Annotated in this window: 20 protein-coding genes; all 20 read right to left on the minus strand. The window is 29.5% G+C overall.

What is annotated here, in order from left to right:
* Positions 1-94 precede the first annotated feature (94 nt).
* Entirely contained in the window at positions 95-1,216 is a 1,122-nt protein-coding gene (locus ACY1IQ_RS02295) for a response regulator (protein WP_461612437.1), read from the minus strand.
* Between the two features lie 161 nt (positions 1,217-1,377).
* Positions 1,378-1,941: a sensor histidine kinase gene (locus ACY1IQ_RS02300; RefSeq protein ID WP_461612591.1), complete on the minus strand. Its 564-nt coding sequence runs from the start codon at positions 1,939-1,941 to the stop codon at positions 1,378-1,380.
* Between the two features lie 6 nt (positions 1,942-1,947).
* Positions 1,948-2,841, minus strand: a complete 894-nt coding sequence (locus ACY1IQ_RS02305) for a response regulator (RefSeq protein ID WP_461612438.1) — start codon at positions 2,839-2,841, stop codon at positions 1,948-1,950.
* A gap of 131 nt (positions 2,842-2,972) precedes the next feature.
* Positions 2,973-3,155: a hypothetical protein gene (locus ACY1IQ_RS02310; protein ID WP_461612439.1), complete on the minus strand. Its 183-nt coding sequence runs from the start codon at positions 3,153-3,155 to the stop codon at positions 2,973-2,975.
* A gap of 754 nt (positions 3,156-3,909) precedes the next feature.
* A complete protein-coding gene (locus ACY1IQ_RS02315; RefSeq protein ID WP_461612440.1) occupies positions 3,910-4,266 on the minus strand; it encodes an arsenate reductase family protein in 357 nt (118 codons plus the stop codon).
* A gap of 603 nt (positions 4,267-4,869) precedes the next feature.
* Positions 4,870-5,268, minus strand: coding sequence for a F0F1 ATP synthase subunit epsilon (locus tag ACY1IQ_RS02320; protein ID WP_461612441.1), 399 nt, complete (start codon positions 5,266-5,268; stop codon positions 4,870-4,872).
* Between the two features lie 10 nt (positions 5,269-5,278).
* Entirely contained in the window at positions 5,279-6,679 is a 1,401-nt protein-coding gene (gene atpD / locus ACY1IQ_RS02325) for a F0F1 ATP synthase subunit beta (protein WP_461612442.1), read from the minus strand.
* A 21-nt stretch (positions 6,680-6,700) separates the two neighbouring features.
* Entirely contained in the window at positions 6,701-7,555 is an 855-nt protein-coding gene (gene atpG / locus ACY1IQ_RS02330; RefSeq protein WP_461612443.1) for an ATP synthase F1 subunit gamma, read from the minus strand.
* Between the two features lie 27 nt (positions 7,556-7,582).
* Positions 7,583-9,190, minus strand: a complete 1,608-nt coding sequence (gene atpA, locus ACY1IQ_RS02335; protein WP_461612444.1) for a F0F1 ATP synthase subunit alpha — start codon at positions 9,188-9,190, stop codon at positions 7,583-7,585.
* A gap of 16 nt (positions 9,191-9,206) precedes the next feature.
* Complete coding sequence (gene atpH, locus ACY1IQ_RS02340) at positions 9,207-9,755, minus strand: ATP synthase F1 subunit delta (RefSeq protein WP_461612445.1); 549 nt, start codon at positions 9,753-9,755, stop codon at positions 9,207-9,209.
* On the minus strand, positions 9,743-10,255 hold the full coding sequence (gene atpF, locus ACY1IQ_RS02345; protein ID WP_461612446.1) for a F0F1 ATP synthase subunit B: 513 nt from the start codon (positions 10,253-10,255) through the stop codon (positions 9,743-9,745). The genes atpH and atpF overlap by 13 nt, the downstream gene beginning before the upstream one ends.
* Before the next feature lie 93 nt (positions 10,256-10,348).
* Positions 10,349-10,615: an ATP synthase F0 subunit C gene (gene atpE, locus ACY1IQ_RS02350; RefSeq protein ID WP_039633733.1), complete on the minus strand. Its 267-nt coding sequence runs from the start codon at positions 10,613-10,615 to the stop codon at positions 10,349-10,351.
* Positions 10,616-10,656: 41 nt separating this feature from the next.
* On the minus strand, positions 10,657-11,343 hold the full coding sequence (gene atpB, locus ACY1IQ_RS02355) for a F0F1 ATP synthase subunit A (protein WP_461612592.1): 687 nt from the start codon (positions 11,341-11,343) through the stop codon (positions 10,657-10,659).
* A 1,574-nt stretch (positions 11,344-12,917) separates the two neighbouring features.
* On the minus strand, positions 12,918-13,745 hold the full coding sequence (locus ACY1IQ_RS02360) for a phosphoenolpyruvate hydrolase family protein (protein WP_291564901.1): 828 nt from the start codon (positions 13,743-13,745) through the stop codon (positions 12,918-12,920).
* 16 nt (positions 13,746-13,761) lie between these two features.
* Positions 13,762-14,973: a Tm-1-like ATP-binding domain-containing protein gene (locus ACY1IQ_RS02365; RefSeq protein WP_461612447.1), complete on the minus strand. Its 1,212-nt coding sequence runs from the start codon at positions 14,971-14,973 to the stop codon at positions 13,762-13,764.
* A 71-nt stretch (positions 14,974-15,044) separates the two neighbouring features.
* Positions 15,045-16,277 (minus strand): phosphoenolpyruvate hydrolase family protein, encoded by a 1,233-nt coding sequence (locus ACY1IQ_RS02370; protein ID WP_461612448.1) that lies wholly within the window; start codon positions 16,275-16,277, stop codon positions 15,045-15,047.
* Positions 16,278-16,480: 203 nt separating this feature from the next.
* Positions 16,481-17,206 (minus strand): MBL fold metallo-hydrolase, encoded by a 726-nt coding sequence (locus ACY1IQ_RS02375; protein WP_461612449.1) that lies wholly within the window; start codon positions 17,204-17,206, stop codon positions 16,481-16,483.
* Between the two features lie 630 nt (positions 17,207-17,836).
* Positions 17,837-18,487 (minus strand): 7-cyano-7-deazaguanine synthase QueC, encoded by a 651-nt coding sequence (gene queC / locus ACY1IQ_RS02380; protein WP_461612450.1) that lies wholly within the window; start codon positions 18,485-18,487, stop codon positions 17,837-17,839.
* An 18-nt stretch (positions 18,488-18,505) separates the two neighbouring features.
* A complete protein-coding gene (folE, locus tag ACY1IQ_RS02385) occupies positions 18,506-19,093 on the minus strand; it encodes a GTP cyclohydrolase I FolE (protein WP_461612451.1) in 588 nt (195 codons plus the stop codon).
* A gap of 3 nt (positions 19,094-19,096) precedes the next feature.
* A complete protein-coding gene (gene queE / locus ACY1IQ_RS02390; protein ID WP_461612452.1) occupies positions 19,097-19,762 on the minus strand; it encodes a putative 7-carboxy-7-deazaguanine synthase QueE in 666 nt (221 codons plus the stop codon).
* Between the last annotated feature and the right edge of the window lies 1 nt (position 19,763).

Here is a 19,763-nt window from a genome sequence, read left to right on the forward strand (position 1 = left end):
TCATATTACTAAATTTCAACTCATTATTTTTATGGTAATATTTGACCCTCACAGATTTATCACAGACAAAAAAGCAGAGAATTTTAATTCTCTGCTATAATTTCATTAATAAAGTTTTATAAAGTTTCTTAGTTGACTCTTTTGGTTCTATATCAAGTTCATCTTTTAATAATTTATTTAAATTCTTATAATAGCTAACCAATCTAATTTTCTGTCTTACATGAGAATATACTTGCATTATCAATTCATGAGCTTCTTCATCAAAAGGATCTTTTTTAACTGCCTTTTTTAAATATTCTTCCGCTTTATTATAAGATTTATTTTTCATATAATATTTAGCTATGTTTTTTACACCATTTACATAATATCTATCAAACTTCTCATTTAATTCCATAGTCCAAAGATAATCCTCACTTCCAAATAATACTCCTTTATATAAATCTATGATTTTTTCATAATTAACTATATTTCCTTCATTAACTAGAGGATTATTTTTAATAAAAGTTTCAAATTCCCAAGCATCACAATAGAAGTCATTAAGATTTATTCTATACTTTCCCTTTTCGTAGCTCACTATATCTTCTATACCGCCAGCTTTGAAAGCAGTTTTTAATCTATATATAGCACTATGTAAATTATGCTCTGCTTTTTTAGGTGGTGAATCTGTCCAAAGTATATCACAAAGATGCCATTTATCTATTTCTTCTCCATCACTATAGATAAAATATGCAACTAATTCTTGAACCTTTATAGTAGGCCACTTAATCTCTTTTCCTAAATCTCCATAAACTTTAAAACGACCTAAAGAATATATTTTATTTTTTTTACTTGACATTAATAAACTTTTTCTTGCATTGTAATTTTTTAATAATCTATTTACCGTTATATTTAATTCTTCTTCTGTAATAGGTTTTAATATATAGTTTACTGCATTAACTTGGAAAGCACCTAAAGCATATTTTTCGTAAGCACTTACAAAGACTATTTGTATATTTTCATCAATACGCATTACTTCTTTAGCTAATTCTATTCCATTCATACATGGCATTTCTACATCTATGAAAATTACATCTGGTAAAAGTTGTTGTATACTCTCCAATGCTTCGTTAGAATCAGTAAATTCTCCTATTATATCTAAATGTTTATTTTTATTAATAATTATTTTCATTAATTCTAAAATTGGTTTTTCATCTTCTATAATCACAGCTCTTATCACTTCTATCCCCCACAGCCATACTATATTAGGCCTCTGAAAGAAAATAATAAACTAAAGATATCATCTATTTTATGTTCTACAAGAAATCTGTTCCCACATACAGTTCACCTACATTAAATATGCCATAACTATGATTTATTATTTTCTTTAAAATGCCTTAATTATAAATTTTTAATAGATATAGTTACAGTAGTTCCTTCTCCTTCAATACTGTAAATATCTATGTCCGCTTTAGCTAATCTTCTAATTCTTCTACCTATGTTTGAAAACCCTATCCCATTATTTTTATCTTCAATATTTTTTAAACTTTCAACTTTGTTAGCTGACATTCCTACTCCTGTATCTCTTACTATGATATAAATAAGTTCTTCTCTTCTTTTAGCAGATAGATATATAGTTCCACCTTCCTTTTTCTTGCATATACCATGTTTTACTGCACTTTCTATCAATGGTTGAATAGATAGTGATGGAATTTTCTCATCCATAAGCTCTTCTTCAATGTCGTATTCAATTTTATCTCCAAAACGAGCCTTTTCTATCTGTACATATGCATCAACCAATTGTAATTCCCGACTTAATGGTATAATCATCAGTTTGTTATCTATATCAAAAGTAAGCCTTAGATATCTACTAAAGTCTGTAAGAAGTTCAGCTGCTTTTTTACTATCTGTATAACAAAAGTAAATTATAGTGCTTATTACGTTATATAAAAAATGTGGCTTTATTTGCGCTTATAAAAAAGCTAACTCATTTTTTAATACATCTTCCATAGATTTTTTTAGTGTAATTAAAGTTCTTACCCTTGCTCTTATTTCTTTTTCTTCAAAAGGCTTAGTTATAAAATCATTTGCACCTGCTTCAAAACCTAAAAACAAATCATAATTGGTATTTCCTAAGATTGATATTAATATTGGTAATTGAATAACTGAGTACTTTTCTCTAATTTTTCTGCATACATCTATACCTGAAATTTTTGGCATCATTATATCCAATAATATTAAATCAACTTTATTATTTTGAATTTTTTCTAAGACTTCTTCTCCTGATAAAGCAACTAATACATTATATCCTTCTCGTCCTAATATATTTAAAGCGGTTTGAATATTAAATATTTCATCATCTACTATTAAAATTGTGCTCTCATATGCCTTTTCATTATCTGGTTCTGAATAATCTATTGAAGCTGGTGTATGGAAATACTTCAATTCCTCTCTATTAGCTACTCTACATAAATTACTTTTTCCCTCCCAGTAAGGTATTGAAAATACAAACCGACTTCCTTTATTAGGCTCTGACCAATCTAAATATATTTGCCCTTCCATCAATTCAACTAACTGACGGCTTATATATAATCCTAAGCTAGTCCCTTCTGAATCTAAAAATTCGTAAGGCTCAAAAATTTTTCCCTGCTTATCTTTAGGTATTCCACACCCTGTATCTTCCACTGATATATAGATCATATTATTAATTCTATTACTACCTATTTTTATAATGCCTTCATCCATACTTGCAATAGAGTTATTAATAAGATTAAATAAAATCTGTCTTACTCTATTTTCATCAGCTTTTACCATTATTGATTCTTTTATGTGGTTAATAATTTCTATACTTTTATTTTGTATCATATATTTAAAGGCTTCTATTACTATATTGGTACAAACTTTAATATCTACTAAAGATATGCTAATCTTTAATTGACCATTTTTTAATAAAGTTACATCTAAAATATCATCTACAATATTAGATAGTCTTAAAGCTATGTTTTATTATTATATGCTTTAATATTTTTTTCTTTTAAATAATTACTATTCTCCTTAATTATAGTTTCAACAATATTAATTATCCCGTACAAGGGAGCCTTTAATTCATAAGAGGTCTTAGTAACAAATTCATCTTTAATCTTGTCCATTTTTATAAGTTCTTCTGACATCTTTTCCATAGTTTCATATGTCTTAACAAAGTTATATGCATTAGCAAATTATTTTTATGAAACTTTTATCTTATAACCATATTCTCTCAAAGCTCTCACAAATTTCTCACAAAACACCCACAAAAAATTTAATATTTAGACTGTAGTTTCCAATTTTAAATTTATTATTAAAATATTTATGGAAATCCTACAAACTAAACATTCGCTCAATTGCTATATTTATTACTTAATCCTTTATTTTAGTAACTTATTTACCATAGTTAATTTATATTTCTTAAAAATATTTATATTCTATTTTAAATATAAATCTATAGTTTTATCTAAAAATAATAACGCCCCCTATTCCCATAATTTTCTATATTAAATTGTAATCAATTTAAAATTATATTGGAATATGACTAAGACTTAAAGAAATAGTTATTAAATTAACTAAACTTTTATAGTGTGGCTGAAAGTAATTTTTTAAAGATAATAATACGAGAATAGGTAAATTTTCAAACATTAATAATATAATTATTAATACTATAAGACATTATATGGATTTAAGACTAATAATTCTTGAAAAGATAGGTGGTCAATATTTTTTTGATGAGAGGTGTGAAAAATCTTTAAAAGATATTTTGACCTTAAAAATATGGGATTTTCATTAAATGAGATCAAGGTAATATTTATGTTTAAAGTGCTTGATAAGCTTACAGATTATAAAAAATTTAATAAATAAATTAGAGCATTAGATTTCTCCAATGCTCTAATAATTTTCTAATTATTTAAGTTTTTCCGCCCACTGTTCTTCTTTGAATCCTACTAAAATAAAATCTTCTCCTACAACTATTGGTCTTTTTACAATCATTCCATTGGAAGATAATATATCTAAAAGCTCTTCTTCACTAGAAGTTTTGACTTTGTCTTTAAGATTCATCTCTTTATATAACTTTCCACTACTATTGAAAAACTTATTTATAGGCAATCCACTTTTATGTAACCATGCCTTTAATTCTTCTTTTGTAGGATTATTTTCAACTATATGTCTATCTTCAAAATCCACATTATTTTCAACTAACCACTTTTTAGCTTTAATACAAGTAGTGCATTTTGGGTACTGTACAAATAATATTTTCATAATAAACACCTCCATTAAATGTTTTTATATTCTTATAATATCAGATAGCTATATATAAATCATTATGTATTAAAGGGACGATTCATTTTTATTGTTATAAATACTATAATTATGAATCCATATCTTAAATTAAAAAATATTATTTAAATCTATTGAAGTATAGCTATAATAATAACTTCCACTAATATTGTAGTGGTTAATTCTATTTTCTTCATTATCCTTCCTCTTCACCTTTAAAGATTTTTAAAAATAAAAAATCTACTTCGTAGACTATGTGTTTTCCGACTTGACAAAGTTATCCACAAATTTGATTTTATTATAATTTCCTACAGAATAAAAAAGGGCGTAAAATGCCTATAAACAAAAGATTACCTAACCCTGTAGTTACGCCCTAATTTTGTTTATATGCAGGTTGGTTATCAACTGTCTTTATCCTTTTTTATATTTGTGTATTTTAGTATGGTTCATTTACAATGTTAAATACAAACAGTAACTTTGTTATTAATGTAGGTAAAATTTATTACATCAAAAACGGAAACTTAATAATAAAACACTATCAATTTAAATATTTTTATAAATTGATAGTGCCTTATTTGTATATTTTTATTGAATCTCTGTTATATTAATTCGGTTTATAGCCCTTTTCAAAGCTACTTCCGCCCTTTCAATATCAATGCCATCAGGATTTTTTAGTCGTTCTTCAGCTCTTTCTTTTGCTTTTTTAACTCTCTCTATATCTATCTCATTCGGCCATTCAACAGCATCGCAAACTATTAATACATTTTCTTTATTTATTTCTACATACCCACCAGCAATGGCTGCTTCTGTAAATTTTCCATTCTGCTTAATCCTTAGCTTTCCGATACCTATAAGAGATATTAATGGAGCATGACCTTTTAATATTCCAAGATCTCCATTTACACATCTTAATATAACCATATTTACATCTTCGTCAAAAAAAATTCCATTAGAAGTTACTACTTTTAGTGAAAATAAAGCCATTTAAATCCTCCTAATTTTTTATTTTTTTAGCCTTTTCTACAGCTTGGTCTATGGTACCTACAAATAAAAATGCTGCTTCTGGAAGATCATCATGCTTTCCTTCAAGTATCTCCTTAAATCCTCTTATTGTTTCCTTTAAAGGTACATATTCTCCAGGTATTCCTGTAAATTGCTCTGCTACGCTAAATGGTTGAGATAGGAAACGTTGAATTCTCCTAGCTCGAGCTATAGTTAGCTTGTCCGCTTCTGATAATTCATCCATACCCAATACTGCTATAACATACTGCAACTCCTTGTACCTTTGAAGAACTCTTTGTACTTCACGAGCTACATGATAGTGTTCTTCTCCAACAATTAGAGGATCCAAAATTCTAGATGTTGAATCTAAAGGGTCTACTGCTGGATATATCCCTAGTCCCGAAATCGTACGCGAGAGAACAGTAGTTGCATCTAAATGAGAAAATGTTGTTGCTGGAGCTGGGTCTGTTAAGTCATCCGCTGGTACATAAACTGCTTGAACAGAAGTAATGGAACCTGTTTTTGTAGATGCAATTCTTTCTTGTAATTGTCCCATTTCTGTTGCTAAAGTAGGTTGATAACCAACAGCACTTGGAATACGTCCAAGAAGTGCTGATACCTCAGATCCCGCTTGAGTAAATCTAAAGATATTATCTATAAATAGTAGAACATCTTGCCCTTTACTATCTCTAAAATATTCTGCCATAGTAAGTCCTGTTAGTGCAACTCTCATTCTTGCTCCCGGTGGTTCATTCATCTGACCAAATACCAAGGCAGTTTTATCTATAACTCCTGAATCTTTCATCTCATGGTAAAGATCATTACCTTCTCTAGTTCTCTCTCCAACACCAGTAAATACTGATAATCCTCCATGCTCTTTTGCAATGTTGTTAATAAGTTCTTGAATCAAAACTGTCTTTCCAACTCCCGCTCCACCGAAAAGACCAATTTTACCACCTTTTGCATAAGGCGTCATTAAATCGATAACTTTTATTCCAGTTTCAAATATTTCAGTAGCTGTTTGTTGTTCTTCGAGTAGCGGTGCCTCTCTATGGATAGGCATATATTCATCAGCAATTAATTCACCGCGTTTATCTATGGTTTCTCCAAGTACATTAAAAAGTCTTCCTAAAGTTACATCACCCACTGGAACTTTGATTGGCGCTTCTGTATCTATTGCTTCCATACCTCTTATAAGTCCATCTGTCGAAGACATGGCAATGCACCTTACTGTATCTTCACCTATATGTTGAGCTACTTCCGCTAATACTTTATTATTATCATCTTTTATTTCAATAATATTTAAAAGCTTAGGCATATTATCCTTATTAAATCTTATATCTAACACAGGTCCAATAACTTGAACTACTTTGCCCGTGTTCTTTTCTAACATCCGATTTCCTCCTCTGCTTATTTATTTAAGAGCTTCTGCACCACCTACAATTTCTGTTATTTCTCTAGTTATTGAGGTTTGTCGAGCTCGATTATATCCTAATTCAAGATCAGCTATCATTTCTTCAGCATTATTAGTTGCTGATTCCATAGATACCCTTCTTGCTCCTTGTTCGCTAACAGAAGATTCAACCAAAGCACCATATATAGAAATATGAATAAATTTAGAAATCAAATAATCTAGCACTGCTTCTGGTGATGGTTCGCATTCTATCTGAATACTTTTATTAGTATTTTCAGATTCCACAGTCTCTACTGGAAGAAGTCTTACTAAAGTAGGTATTTGAGATAATGCATTTTTAAAAGTAGTATATACTAGATTTATCTCACATACTTGGTGCTTTTTATATAAATCTATAGCAAGATTGCCTATATTAACTGCATCTGTAAATTGTGGATTCTCTGATATAAGGTCAAAACTTTCTACTATTTCATAGTTATTTCTAGTAAAATAGTCTATACCTTTTTGGCCTATAGGTATAACTAATGCCTGTTCCTTATCTTCAATAATATTTTCAGTAAGTTTTAACACATTATTGTTATATCCACCTGCCAAACCTTTATCAGAAGTTATTACAATAAATAGCTTGCATTTTGCTTCTCTTTTTTCATCCTCAGGATAAGCTAACTTAGCTACGGAGGTCAGAAGTCCATTAATACTTTTAAGCACGATTTTCTGATATGACTCTAATCTTTCTAAGCGCTTTCTAGCCTGTCTGAGTTTAGATGATGAAACAAGCTCCATTGCTCTGGTTATTTCTTTTGTGCTATTCACACTTTTTATCATTCTTTTAATTTCTTTCATCCCTTGAGCCATACTTCCACCTCTCTTCTTACATCATTTTCATTTGAAGAGCCTCAAAAATTCCTCTATAGCTTTTATAAGCTCAGATTCCATTTCTTCAGTAAGCTTTTTAGCACTAGCTATTTCTTTCTCTACATGTGAATAATTATTTTTCATAAATTCTAAAAATTCCTTTTCAAAAACCTTAATTTTTTCTATAGGAATATCATTAATATATTTATTACATACCACATATAGAAGCATTACTTGCCTTTCCATTAACATAGGACAATACTGAGGTTGCTTTAATATTTCCATTATCCTCTCCCCATATGACAATGTTTTTTGGGTTTCCTTATCAAGCTCCGATCCAAACTGTGCAAAGGATAGAAGTTCCCTGTATTGCGCAAGTTCAAGTTTAAGTCCACTAGATACCTCTTTCATAGCCTTAGTTTGAGCAGCACCACCTACTCTTGATACTGACAAGCCAGAATTCACTGCTGGTCTTTGTCCTGAAGAAAATAATTCCTGTTCTAAAAATATTTGACCATCCGTTATAGATATTATATTTGTTGGGATATAGGCTGAGATATCTCCTGCAAGAGTTTCTACTATTGGCAATGCCGTTATAGATCCTCCACCATTTTCATCATTAAGCCTTGCTGCCCTTTCGAGTAACCTGGAATGCAAATAAAATACGTCCCCTGGATATGCTTCACGTCCCGGTGGTCTCCTCAAAAGGAGAGACATGGTACGATAGGCAACTGCATGTTTTGATAAATCATCATATACAATCAACACGTCCTTCCCATTGTACATGAATTCTTCTGCTATAGACACTCCTGAATAAGGGGCTATATATTGCATTGCATCTACCTCACTTGCTGTAGCAGATACTATAATTGTATATTCCATAGCTTCGTTTTTTTCCAAAGTATCTATTAATTGAGCTACCGTAGATCTCTTTTGTCCAATGGCCACATAAATACATATAACATCTTGATCTTTTTGATTTATAATTGTATCTATTGCCAATGCAGTTTTTCCAGTTTGTCTGTCACCTATAATAAGTTCTCTTTGACCTCTACCAATAGGAATTATAGAATCAATAGCCTTTATTCCTGTTTGTAAAGGTACAGTTACAGATTTTCTTTCAATAACTCCAGACGCCTCCGCTTCAATAGGTCTAAACTTGTCCGTATTAATAGTTCCTTTACCATCTATTGGTTCGCCAAGAGCATTAACTACTCTTCCAACCAATGCGTCTCCTACTGGGATCTCTACAATTCTTCCCGTTCTTTTTACTATATCCCCTTCTCTTATATTTTCGCTAGGTCCTAATAGTACACAGCCTACATTATCTTCTTCAAGATTGAGGACCATACCATATACTTGATTTGGAAATTCTAATAATTCTGAAGCCATACATTTTTCTAATCCATGAATTCTTGCAATACCGTCTCCAATTTGAATAACAGTACCTGCGTCTAACACATTAAGTTGTTTTTCATATTTTTTAAGTTGCTCTTTTATTATTGAATTTATTTTTAATGCATTTATTCCATTAGATTGAAAATCATAGTCTGCTTCAGTTAAATTTAGTTTCTTTTCATACTTTTCAATTTGCTCCTTTATGATAGAGCTAATTTCATCTTTTCTAGAATTCATTAAGTTTACTCTCCTATCATAATTTAATAATTGAATTATTTATAGACGTATGAATATCATCTAATCTTCCTTTAATACTTACGTCAATGAGTTTATCTCCTACTTTAAGAATAACTCCACCAACTATAGACTTATCAACTTTATTGGAGAGAATAACTCTTTTTTGAAGCTTTTTAGTTAAAATTTCTTTAAGTTTTTTCATACTATCAGCATTTATGGGAAGTACAGTATAAACCGCCGCTTCAATAACTCCATATTTATCATTTACCTTATCATCAAAATCCTTACCAATTCTATTAAAATAGTTTTCCATACCATTGTCTATTAAATTGTAACAAAGGGTTAGCACTGATTTTGACACATTCTCCTCAAAAACAGAAGTTAACATATCTTTTTTATCCTCTTTTGAAAGCTCTGGATGTTCAAGTATAATTTGAAATTGCGGTTCTTTTTTTATCTCATCTGATATAAATTTAAGCTCATCTCTAAATTCATCAAGTTTATCTTCACCAAACATTAACTCATTTAAAACTTCATGATATTTTTTATAAGTTACTCTATCCATTCCACTTCACCTACCTCATCGATAAACTTGTTTATCATTTCTTGGTGAGTATCTTCGTCTAAATTTTTGTCAATGGCTGCTGAGGCTACTAACATGGCCATTTCCACTATGTCATGCTTTAAACCTGCCATGGTTTTTTCTTTTTCCCTTTCAATATTTTCTTTAGCTTTTATAAACATTCCATCTACTTCAATCTTTGCTTCTGTAAGAACTTCCTGCTTTATTTTATCTTCCCTTTGTTTAGCTAAAGCTATAATTGTTCTTGCTTCGTTTTTCGATTCCTCTATTTTTTTCTCATATTGATTTTTTAAAATATTAGCTTCCTTAGATTGAATTTCAGCTTCAAAAATATCATTTTCAATTTTGTTTTTTCTAGCATTAACCATATCGGAAACTGGCTTAAATAAAAAATGCTTAACTACAAGAAATAGAACCGTCGTTGAAATCAACTGAGATATGAAAATAGGCCAGTCTGGCATAATATTTATTTGAAAATTCATGACTTAAATACTCCTTTCTATGCAGTAAACATGGATGAAATCACATATCCATACATGAGCATTGTTAAAATACACTACACGCTATTCTATATTTTATAATGCTTGCATTAAAGGACGTACAACTATCAGAATAAGAGCTATAATTAACCCATAAATTCCACTTGTTTCTGAAACTGCTTGTCCTAATATCATAGTTTGAATAATATCTGACTTTGCTTCAGGTTGTCTTGCAACTGCTTCCGCTGCTTTACCTGCCGCATACCCCTGTCCTAATCCTGGTCCAAAAGCTGCCAATACAGCTATACCTGCCCCTATCGCTGAGCAACCTAATACAAATGCTTCGCTTGAAATTCCTTGCATATTTATATTCCTCCTTAAATAATCAATTCTTCATTTTAATATTACTTAGTTTTTTTCGTTTTATTGTTTATAAACACCATGGTAAGCATTACAAATATAAAGGTCTGAACAATGCCTACAAAAACATCAAAATATGCGTTTAAAAATGGTGCTATAAAAGGTATAGTAATCATAGATATACTATTTAATGCACTAAAAACTAGAGCTATTATTATAGTTCCGCTTATCATGTTTCCAAATAGCCTAAAAGATAATGCAATTGGTATTACCATTTCACTTATTAAATTAATAGGCAACATTATTGGCGTAGGCTCCGTAAAGCTTTTTAAATAATCCTTTATACCATTACTATTTATACTGCTTAAATGTATCAACATAAAAGTAATCATTGCCAAGGCTAAAACTATACTGTAATCAGCTGTCGGAGCCTCTAAGCCTAAAAGTCCAAGCAAATTAGCGAATACTAAAAATAAGCTTATTGTTCCTATATAAGGGGCAAAATCCACTCTATTTTCACCCATAGTATTTTTTACTAATGATTCAACCGCCTCTACAAAAAACTCTGCAATAGTAACTATGGAACTTGGCTTCTCATCAATTTTTGTATTTTTTATCTTTCTACCAACAATAATTGAAAATATAGATAACAGTATAACTATTATCCAAGAATTTATAGCATTACCATTTAAACATATTTCCTTGCCGAACAATAGGAAATTTATGTTCATATTCACGCTATTCACCTCCTATATTACGGTGAATCTATATCATTTTGACAATACCGCTCGAAATATTTAATTATATAAACTTTATTGTTTTTTATAAATTTAAACAAGCCCTTTTTATAAAAGACACCAAAAATTATAGTTATCTTCACAGAAAATAAACCCAGTATAGCAGTATAAAAATTTAAGTAATCTGCTATATACGAAATAAATATGACAATACCATAAATAAAAGTTCTCATGGCATAATTTCCTAATATAAAAATTTTATTTTTTTCTGTGCCATATATAAAGACCTTTCTATGCTAATGCACATAAGTCTAAAGTTTAAAACCGTAATGCATGTACTAAAAAGTAAGCCATATATATATTCCTTTGGATTTGAAACTATAATAAGAATTAACATGGATAGTATTAAGGCAATCGATAATGTTCTTTTTATTATCCACAGTTGATAATTTTCTTCTGTAATAATCATTGGATTAATACCTCCCACTTACTTTTATAGTTTAAATTAGATAAATTTCTTTATAACTACTCCCGTTAAATTTACTTTTTAATAGATTTCTAATTTTATTCCTATAATCTAAAAATAGAATAAGTGGACTAAATAGTTGGTTAACATTGTATTTATTTAAATCATTCTGAAAAAATGTTAAATGACTGTATAATAATTCATAATTTTCTCTATAATGATTTTCTTCATTAATAATAAATTCTATATTTTTATATCTACATGGAATATCTTTACTTTTAAGCTTTGATAAATTAATTTTTAAATTGTTATGTTTATATGGAATAACTTTTACTCTTAGATAGTAGGTAGGAAAATTCTCTATAATTTTCTCTATATAAATTGATTATATTTTTAATATTCAAGGAAGAAATTTTGTGTTTAACTTCAAATAAACCTAAATTTAAGATTTTTATCGATATTAAAAGAATTATATTAATTATTACTAAATATTTCTTTGCTTTTCTCAAAATCTCTTCCTCCTTTTCATGATAATTTATTATAACATAAATTAAGTAATTAATATAAACTTAATTTATTCTTTAAAGTCAATTATTAATTTTCCAACTAGTTTTATTATAATTTTATAAATATATTACTTAGATTTTAAATTAATTTTTTGTATTATTATAAATAATGATAGCATATAATGCAATTTTATGCTATTATCAAACAAATATTGGTGATATTTTTTCATTTACAAGTAGTTTTTCTTTAATTCTTTGTTAAATTTTATTATACAATACAATATTTCTAAATAATCATCATGCTTAAATTTAACTATAATTATATTTAATGATATAATTGTAAAATTTTCCTTAAAACCAAATAAGTGTTTTACCAATTATCTAAAGCATGAAATTTAATTTTCGTCATAGCTGCTAAGAAAACAAAATATCATAAGGAATCTTTAGGATAAGTTATCAATTGAGAGGATTAATTATGGTAAAATTTACGTGATAAATTTGATGACAGTTAAGTAATGAATCTAAAATTTAAATAGTTAATTAATATTAAATACAAAAAAAGCGACAGGCTTCATGTCCCATCGCTTTTTCTGTATTTATTTCTTAATATTTTTAAATGCTTCAGTTTGATTTTTTATACCAACCTCAGTGGCAAATCTTTCTATACTTGATGCTCCAAAGAAACCTTCAACACCATGAGTTTTTGACATTATATATTGAGCATCTTCTGGTTCTGCTATTGGGCCGCCATGACATAAAATTATGATATCTGGATTTACTGACTTACCAGCATCACATATCTCTTGTACTTTTACAACACAATCATCTAATGTAAGTGCTGTTTTAGCACCAATAGTTCCTTTTGTAGTTAATCCCATATGAGCTACTAATATATCTGCTCCTGCCTTTGCCATTTCAATAGCTTGTTCTTTATCAAATACATATGGTGAAGTTACTAGATCTAATTCATGAGCTTTTCTAATCATCTCTACTTCTAAACCATATCCCATTCCTGTTTCCTCAAGATTTTGTCTAAAAACCCCATCAATAAGCCCAACGGTTGGGAAGTTTTGTACTCCTGCAAAGCCTTGTTCTTTAAGTTGCTTTAGAAATGGTTCCATTACTCTAAATGGATCTGTTCCACAAACCCCTGCTAATACAGGAGTATCTTTAACAACAGGTAGCACTTCACTTCCCATTTCAACTACGATTTGGTTAGCATCACCATAGGATAATAACCCAGCAAGAGATCCTCTTCCTGCCATTCTATATTTTCCAGAGTTGTATATTATAATTAAATCAACTCCACCAGCTTCAGCACTTTTAGCAGAAATGCCTGCTCCAGCACCTGCTCCTAAAATTATTTTTCCTGATTTAATTTCATCTTTTAATTTATTTAGAATTTCACTACGTGATTTTGACATTTTAAATTCCTCCTAACTATTTTTCATTTAATAATTGAACTAATTTTTGTGCTGCAGTGATAGAAAATTCTTCATCATTAATATTTGAATTTATTTCTATAATCTCTACTAATGGATTAGTTATATTTTCTTTCAATGTTTTAAATAACATGGCATCTTCTTCAACTCCATAGAATTGTTGACCTTCTGAATCTAAAAGAGAAACCCCTTTTAATGGAAGTAATAAAGCTGTTTTTATTTGAGCCATATTCAACTTCTCAGCAATAATTAAACCCAATTGCCTATTTTCTTCCACTGTAGTACGCATTAATGTAACCGTTGGATTGTGTTTATAAAAATTACGTCCTACATATTTACTTGGAACAGACGATATGGGGCCAAAATTAACCATATCTAATGCTCCAACTGAAACAATTTGAGGTATTTTATTAAGTACAGCTGCTTCAAGTCTATCTTCTCCTGCTGCCATATTTCCCCCAAACAATTGATCACACCATTCCGTTGTTGTAATATCTAAAACACCTTCTATATAACCATCCCTTATTAAGCTTTCCATAGCTTTTCCGCCAGTTCCTGTGGCATGGAATATTAAAACCTCATATCCAAGCTTTTCTAAGTATTCTCTAGATTTATTTATACAAGGAGTGGTAACGCCAAACATAGTTGCAGCAATTAAAGGTTTTTTATTTAAATCAATTTTGCTTTCAAATTTTACCATGCCAGCTATAGCAAAAGCAGCATTAGTAAAAATTTTTGTTGAAATAGAATTTAACCCTGCTACGTCAACAATAGATGGATACATAACTATATCACTAGTTCCTACATACATAGATATATCTCCAGCTGCAACGGTAGATACCATAACCTTTGGTACCCCTATTGGAAGTGCTCTCATTCCAGGAGTAACGATTGAAGTACCACCACTTCCCCCAAAGGAAAGAATTCCATCAAATTTTCCTTCTGAATAAAGCTTTGGTAATAGCTTTTCCATTCCTCTTGACAAAATATCTGTGGCTAATGCTCTATCTTTTTTTGCTACAATTTCTTTAATGTCACCACCTACAGCTTTTACCACTTCATCATTAGATACATCTGGTGTAAACTTAGGTTCAAAAACCCCTGTGTGAATCATAAAAGTTTTTAACCCTAAACCTTCAATTATGTCTTTAACATAGCTGAATTCTTCACCTTTAGAATCAAAAGTTCCTGCGATTGCAATTGTCTTCATAGTTAACCTCCTTAATAATTTTTTTCTTTACTTTAACTTGATAATACAACTAACAAATTAAAATATACATGTTATCTTGTAATATGTTCATGTGATTTTGTAATACTTGTAACCGTTTTATTCTTTTCCCTATACTCTTTAGGAGATAAACCTGTTTGTTTTTTAAAGGATTTGCTAAAATGAGCATAATCACTATATCCTACAATATGGGCAATTTCGCTTATTTGAATATTTTCTTTTTCTAAAATTTCCTTTGCTCTATTTAGCCTAAACTGAGATAAGTATTCTGGGAAAGTACAACCTACTTCATTTTTAAAAAGTGTACTTAAATATGGCCTCGATACATGTAACACTGATGCCAAATCACTTAAAAGTATTTTATGCATATAATTATTTGAAATATATTCTTTAACAAAATCAACATAGCCATAATGCTTTTTTATTCCTTCAATCATTTTTATTAATAGCTCATCTTTTTCATGAATTCCAGCAAATTTAAAAGATTTTGTAGTATTTGTTATTGTTGATTCAGAGGGAATTCTTTCAAAAGCTGATCCTCCAATATACCCTATTGTTTGAGTATTTTGGTACATATAATCAATATCTATTGGTGTTTTAACAGGTCCTCCATAAATCATTTTAAATACATCTGGTCTAATGTCATCACAGACCTTAAATATTTTCGATGTAACATTCTTTGCCGATTCCAAAGATATCATTTTCTTAGCCCCTATTTCTCCTCCACCTGTTAATCCTAGATGCACACATATAATATCCGCCCCTGCCCTTAGCATTTCCACAGCTTGTTTTTCATCAAAAACAAAAGCTATGGTAAATAAATTCTTTTCATGGGCAATTCTAATAGCTTCAACCTCTTTATCAAAGCTAATCCCTTCATTTTCTAGAGCCTCACGAAACTTCCCTTCCAGCATTCCTACCGTTGGAAAGTTATTAATTCCAGAAAAACCATTGCTTTTTATTAAATCAATATATTCTTCCAAGTTTATTGTGGGGTCAGTTGCATTAATGCCAAAAATAACTGGTATATTTTTTATTATTGGTATAATTTCACGAGAGCCAAATTCCATAACTAATTCATTTGAATTTGAGAAAGGCATCCATCCAGCAAGAGAGCCTATTCCCATTTGTCTAAATCTTCCAGAACTTAAAGCTAGTATAATATCTGCTCCCCCTTTTTCTGCATATTTGGCAGATAATCCAGACCCAACAGCAACTCCAATTATATGTTTATTAATCAGTATTTGATTTTTCAAATTATTGATTATATACTCTTTTTTAAACATAGAATTAACCCCTTTATCTATTATGTATCATTTTTTATATTATACCCCTTATAAGTGGTATCTTATAATAAATTTTTATTACAATTTGAATCATCCTAATCTTTTAATTATAGAATATCAGATTCCTTGTGCATAAAAGGACGGTTCATTTTTATTATAAATAATGTAATTTTATTTATAATAAAATTATGAACCGTCCCTAATTAAGAACTGATATCTCTTAATGATTCTTTAATATTTTTAGTATATATACCACCATGATAGCAAATGATTCTATCTATTTCATAATTTAATAATTTCTTTATAGAATTTTTTGCCTGAGCAATATCTAAAGTGTAATTTGGATTTGCAATGCTTAATTTGTTGTCTTCTATTACCAATGCATCTCCAGAAATTAATGTTTTACTATCTTTTGCATAAATTGAAATATGACCTGGCATATGTCCTGGAGTCGAAACTATTTCAACTCCTCCACACCATGGAAATGAATCTTTATCTTTTAAACATACATCAACATCTGTAGTTTCTATTGACTCAAGCAGCTGATGAAATTTTTTTGAATTTTCTTTTTCATCTTCTGGAAGACTATCATATATACTTTCCGCCTGTTGTAATCTTAAAGACTTTTCTTTACCACTAATATATTTTTCTTCATCAATTGATGAAAGAATTTCTATCTGTGGATACTCCCTTTTAAATTCAGCTAATGCTCCCATATGATCAAAATCATGATGCGTTATAATTATTTTTGTTAATTTATCAAGATTAATACCATTTGCTTCAGCAGCCTTTTTTATTAAAGGTAAAAAATTTGGATATCCACAATCAATTAAAACTATTTCCTCTTCATCGCACAATATAACTGGGAAAATAGTATCTTCAACGCTATCAATATCAAATTTTATTTCTAAAACTGTTACTTTATTCATTAGTGTACTCCTTCACAATTAATTTCTATAATATATTATTTAAAATATTTTTTACCCATTCTATATAATTTTCATCAATATAGATTATAGTTTCATTTATTAATAGTATGTCTAATTTTTCTAAAAGAAATTTATCTAATCAAGTGATTATTCCACTATATTAATACAATGTACAACAAAATAGTAACATTCTCTTCTCTCACTTCTCAAGTCCATAAATGGTTCTGTGTTAAAGTTGCTTATATAAGATATAAAAAAGAACCTTGATTTATCAAAGTTCTAAATGGAAAATATTTAATACATTCATCCTCTTTAATACTTTTCTAAATTGGCTTCTATTGTATCATATATGAAGTAAAGATTATATATTCTACATATGTAGCTATATCAATCTTTTCTTAAGCCAATCTATTTATAATTCCCGCATGTTTCTTCATATCGTGTAATTTTGAACTATTTATCCTTAACCTTTCATAATGCTCACATTTTTTATTTATTTAGAATCATCATTTATTATTGATAATACTCTAAGTTTTAGAATTAATATATGCATAAATTATTTAACATATAATTTATGAACCGTCCCCTAATTTAAAATAAGCTTAGCAATACGGTTATGTTTGTTCATAGTTAACTTCCTAAAAATTCTAAATAGCCATTCTTCCTCAACTTACAAGCAGGGCATTCTCCGCATCCGTCCCCCTTTATTCCATTGTAGCAAGTTAAAGTTTCTTCTTTAATAATATTAAGAACATCTAAATCCTTAGCCATTTTCCAAACCTCTGCTTTATTAATCCACATTAAAGGTGTAAGAATTTCAAATTGATAATCCATAGCTAAGTTTAAGGTTACATTTAAAGATTTAATAAATACGTCCCTACAATCTGGATATCCGCTAAAATCACTTTGTGACACCCCAGTTATAATTGTGTTTATTCCTCTTTGCTTTGCAAATACAGCCACAAAGCTTAAAAATAGCATGTTTCTTCCGTCTACAAAGCTGTTTGGAACTCCCTCCTCTGGTGTCTCTTTGTCAACTTCTATATCTACTCTTGTTAATGAGTTTGGTGCAAGTTGGTTTAATAGATTCAAATCTAAAATATGGTGCTCTACATCATATTTTTTACATATATCTTTTGCACACTCTAACTCTAATATATGTTTTTGATTATAATCAAAGGATACTGCTATAACTTCTTTAAACTTCTTTTTTGCCCAAAATAAACAGGTTGTACTATCTTGTCCACCACTAAATACCACTACTGCTTTTTCTTTGTTCATTGCCATCCACTCCTATTATTATTGATAAAGCATCATCAATTTGTTATTTAAAATTGCGTCTGTATTAAATCTTCCCTCTAAGGTAGTTGATATGGTTTTTGTCCCCGGCTTTTGTATTCCCCTAGAAGTCATGCATCCATGTTCCCCTTCTATAATAACTGCCACATCTTCTGAACCAGTTACTTTTTGTATAATTTCTGCTATGTCACTTCCAATTCTTTCTTGAAGTTGTAGTCTGCGCCCTACCATATCAGCTATTCTAGCTATTTTACTTAATCCAATAACCTTTTTATTAGGAATGTAAGCCACTGAAACCTTCATGTTATACATCAGTGCTAAATGATGTTCACAGTAGCTAAATATTTCTATACCCTTCATAAAAACCATATCATTATTATTTTCTTTTATATCTAAGTCATTTTCGAAGGTAGTGTTAAACATTGATGCAATTTCATCATTGGTATGGTTCATTCCTTCAAATACTTCTTTATACATTTTAGCTACTCTCTTTGGTGTATCCTTTAACCCTTCTCTATCAGGATTATCTCCTAGTGCTATTAGAATCCCCCTTACATGTTCTTCAATTGCCTTTGTATCAATTGCCATAATTTATACACCTCTCTTATTTGCGTCCCATATAACTTTATGAAGTTGCACCTGTAGTGTAACTCCATTCATATTGTTTTCCTTCATAAATTCTACAATACTATCTAAGGAAATTCCTCCAAAAACAGGGCTCACATATACATTAGTTTTATCTATAAGGTTAAATTTATCTATTATATATTTTGCTTTCTCTAGATCATCAACGCTACCAGATACAAATTTAACTGTATCTTTCTTTGTTAAATATTTAAAATTATTTAGCTCCATGCTTCTCTCCATATTGCTTGAAGGAAGCTTATAATCCATAGTAAAACTTGGCGGATTTTCTGTTTTTAAAAACTCTTGGAGCAATACACTACCATTAGTCTCTATTTCCACATGAAGTTCTTTGTCCTTAGAAAGCCTTTCTATTAATTCTATTACCCCTTGCTGCATTAGAGGCTCTCCTCCAGTTAAAGTAATGTTTTTCACCTTTGTGGATTTTATATATGAATATATGTCCTCTATAGACATATATTCATAAGCTACATTTTTTTCATTAGCCCAAGAAGTATCACAATAACTACAATTCAAATTACATCCTGGAAATCTTATAAAAGCTGCTAATTGACCACAAAGAAGCCCTTCTCCATTTATACTAACAAACTTTTCTACAACCTTAAGTTTCACT

The organism is Clostridium sp. Marseille-QA1073 (assembly GCF_054863625.1).

Bases quoted from the DNA above. Each gene is read 5' to 3' on its own strand.
- ACY1IQ_RS02305 (WP_461612438.1), bottom strand. From the start codon at position 2,841: ATGATACAAAATAAAAGTATAGAAATTATTAACCACATAAAAGAATCA.
- ACY1IQ_RS02310 (WP_461612439.1), bottom strand. From the start codon at position 3,155: ATGGAAAAGATGTCAGAAGAACTTATAAAAATGGACAAGATTAAAGAT.
- ACY1IQ_RS02315 (WP_461612440.1), bottom strand. From the start codon at position 4,266: ATGAAAATATTATTTGTACAGTACCCAAAATGCACTACTTGTATTAAA.
- ACY1IQ_RS02320 (WP_461612441.1), bottom strand. From the start codon at position 5,268: ATGGCTTTATTTTCACTAAAAGTAGTAACTTCTAATGGAATTTTTTTT.
- atpD (WP_461612442.1), bottom strand. From the start codon at position 6,679: ATGTTAGAAAAGAACACGGGCAAAGTAGTTCAAGTTATTGGACCTGTG.
- atpG (WP_461612443.1), bottom strand. From the start codon at position 7,555: ATGGCTCAAGGGATGAAAGAAATTAAAAGAATGATAAAAAGTGTGAAT.
- atpA (WP_461612444.1), bottom strand. From the start codon at position 9,190: ATGAATTCTAGAAAAGATGAAATTAGCTCTATCATAAAGGAGCAAATT.
- atpH (WP_461612445.1), bottom strand. From the start codon at position 9,755: ATGGATAGAGTAACTTATAAAAAATATCATGAAGTTTTAAATGAGTTA.
- atpF (WP_461612446.1), bottom strand. From the start codon at position 10,255: ATGAATTTTCAAATAAATATTATGCCAGACTGGCCTATTTTCATATCT.
- atpE (WP_039633733.1), bottom strand. From the start codon at position 10,615: ATGCAAGGAATTTCAAGCGAAGCATTTGTATTAGGTTGCTCAGCGATA.
- atpB (WP_461612592.1), bottom strand. From the start codon at position 11,343: ATGAACATAAATTTCCTATTGTTCGGCAAGGAAATATGTTTAAATGGT.
- ACY1IQ_RS02360 (WP_291564901.1), bottom strand. From the start codon at position 13,745: ATGTCAAAATCACGTAGTGAAATTCTAAATAAATTAAAAGATGAAATT.
- ACY1IQ_RS02365 (WP_461612447.1), bottom strand. From the start codon at position 14,973: ATGAAGACAATTGCAATCGCAGGAACTTTTGATTCTAAAGGTGAAGAA.
- ACY1IQ_RS02370 (WP_461612448.1), bottom strand. From the start codon at position 16,277: ATGTTTAAAAAAGAGTATATAATCAATAATTTGAAAAATCAAATACTG.
- ACY1IQ_RS02375 (WP_461612449.1), bottom strand. From the start codon at position 17,206: ATGAATAAAGTAACAGTTTTAGAAATAAAATTTGATATTGATAGCGTT.
- queC (WP_461612450.1), bottom strand. From the start codon at position 18,487: ATGAACAAAGAAAAAGCAGTAGTGGTATTTAGTGGTGGACAAGATAGT.
- folE (WP_461612451.1), bottom strand. From the start codon at position 19,093: ATGGCAATTGATACAAAGGCAATTGAAGAACATGTAAGGGGGATTCTA.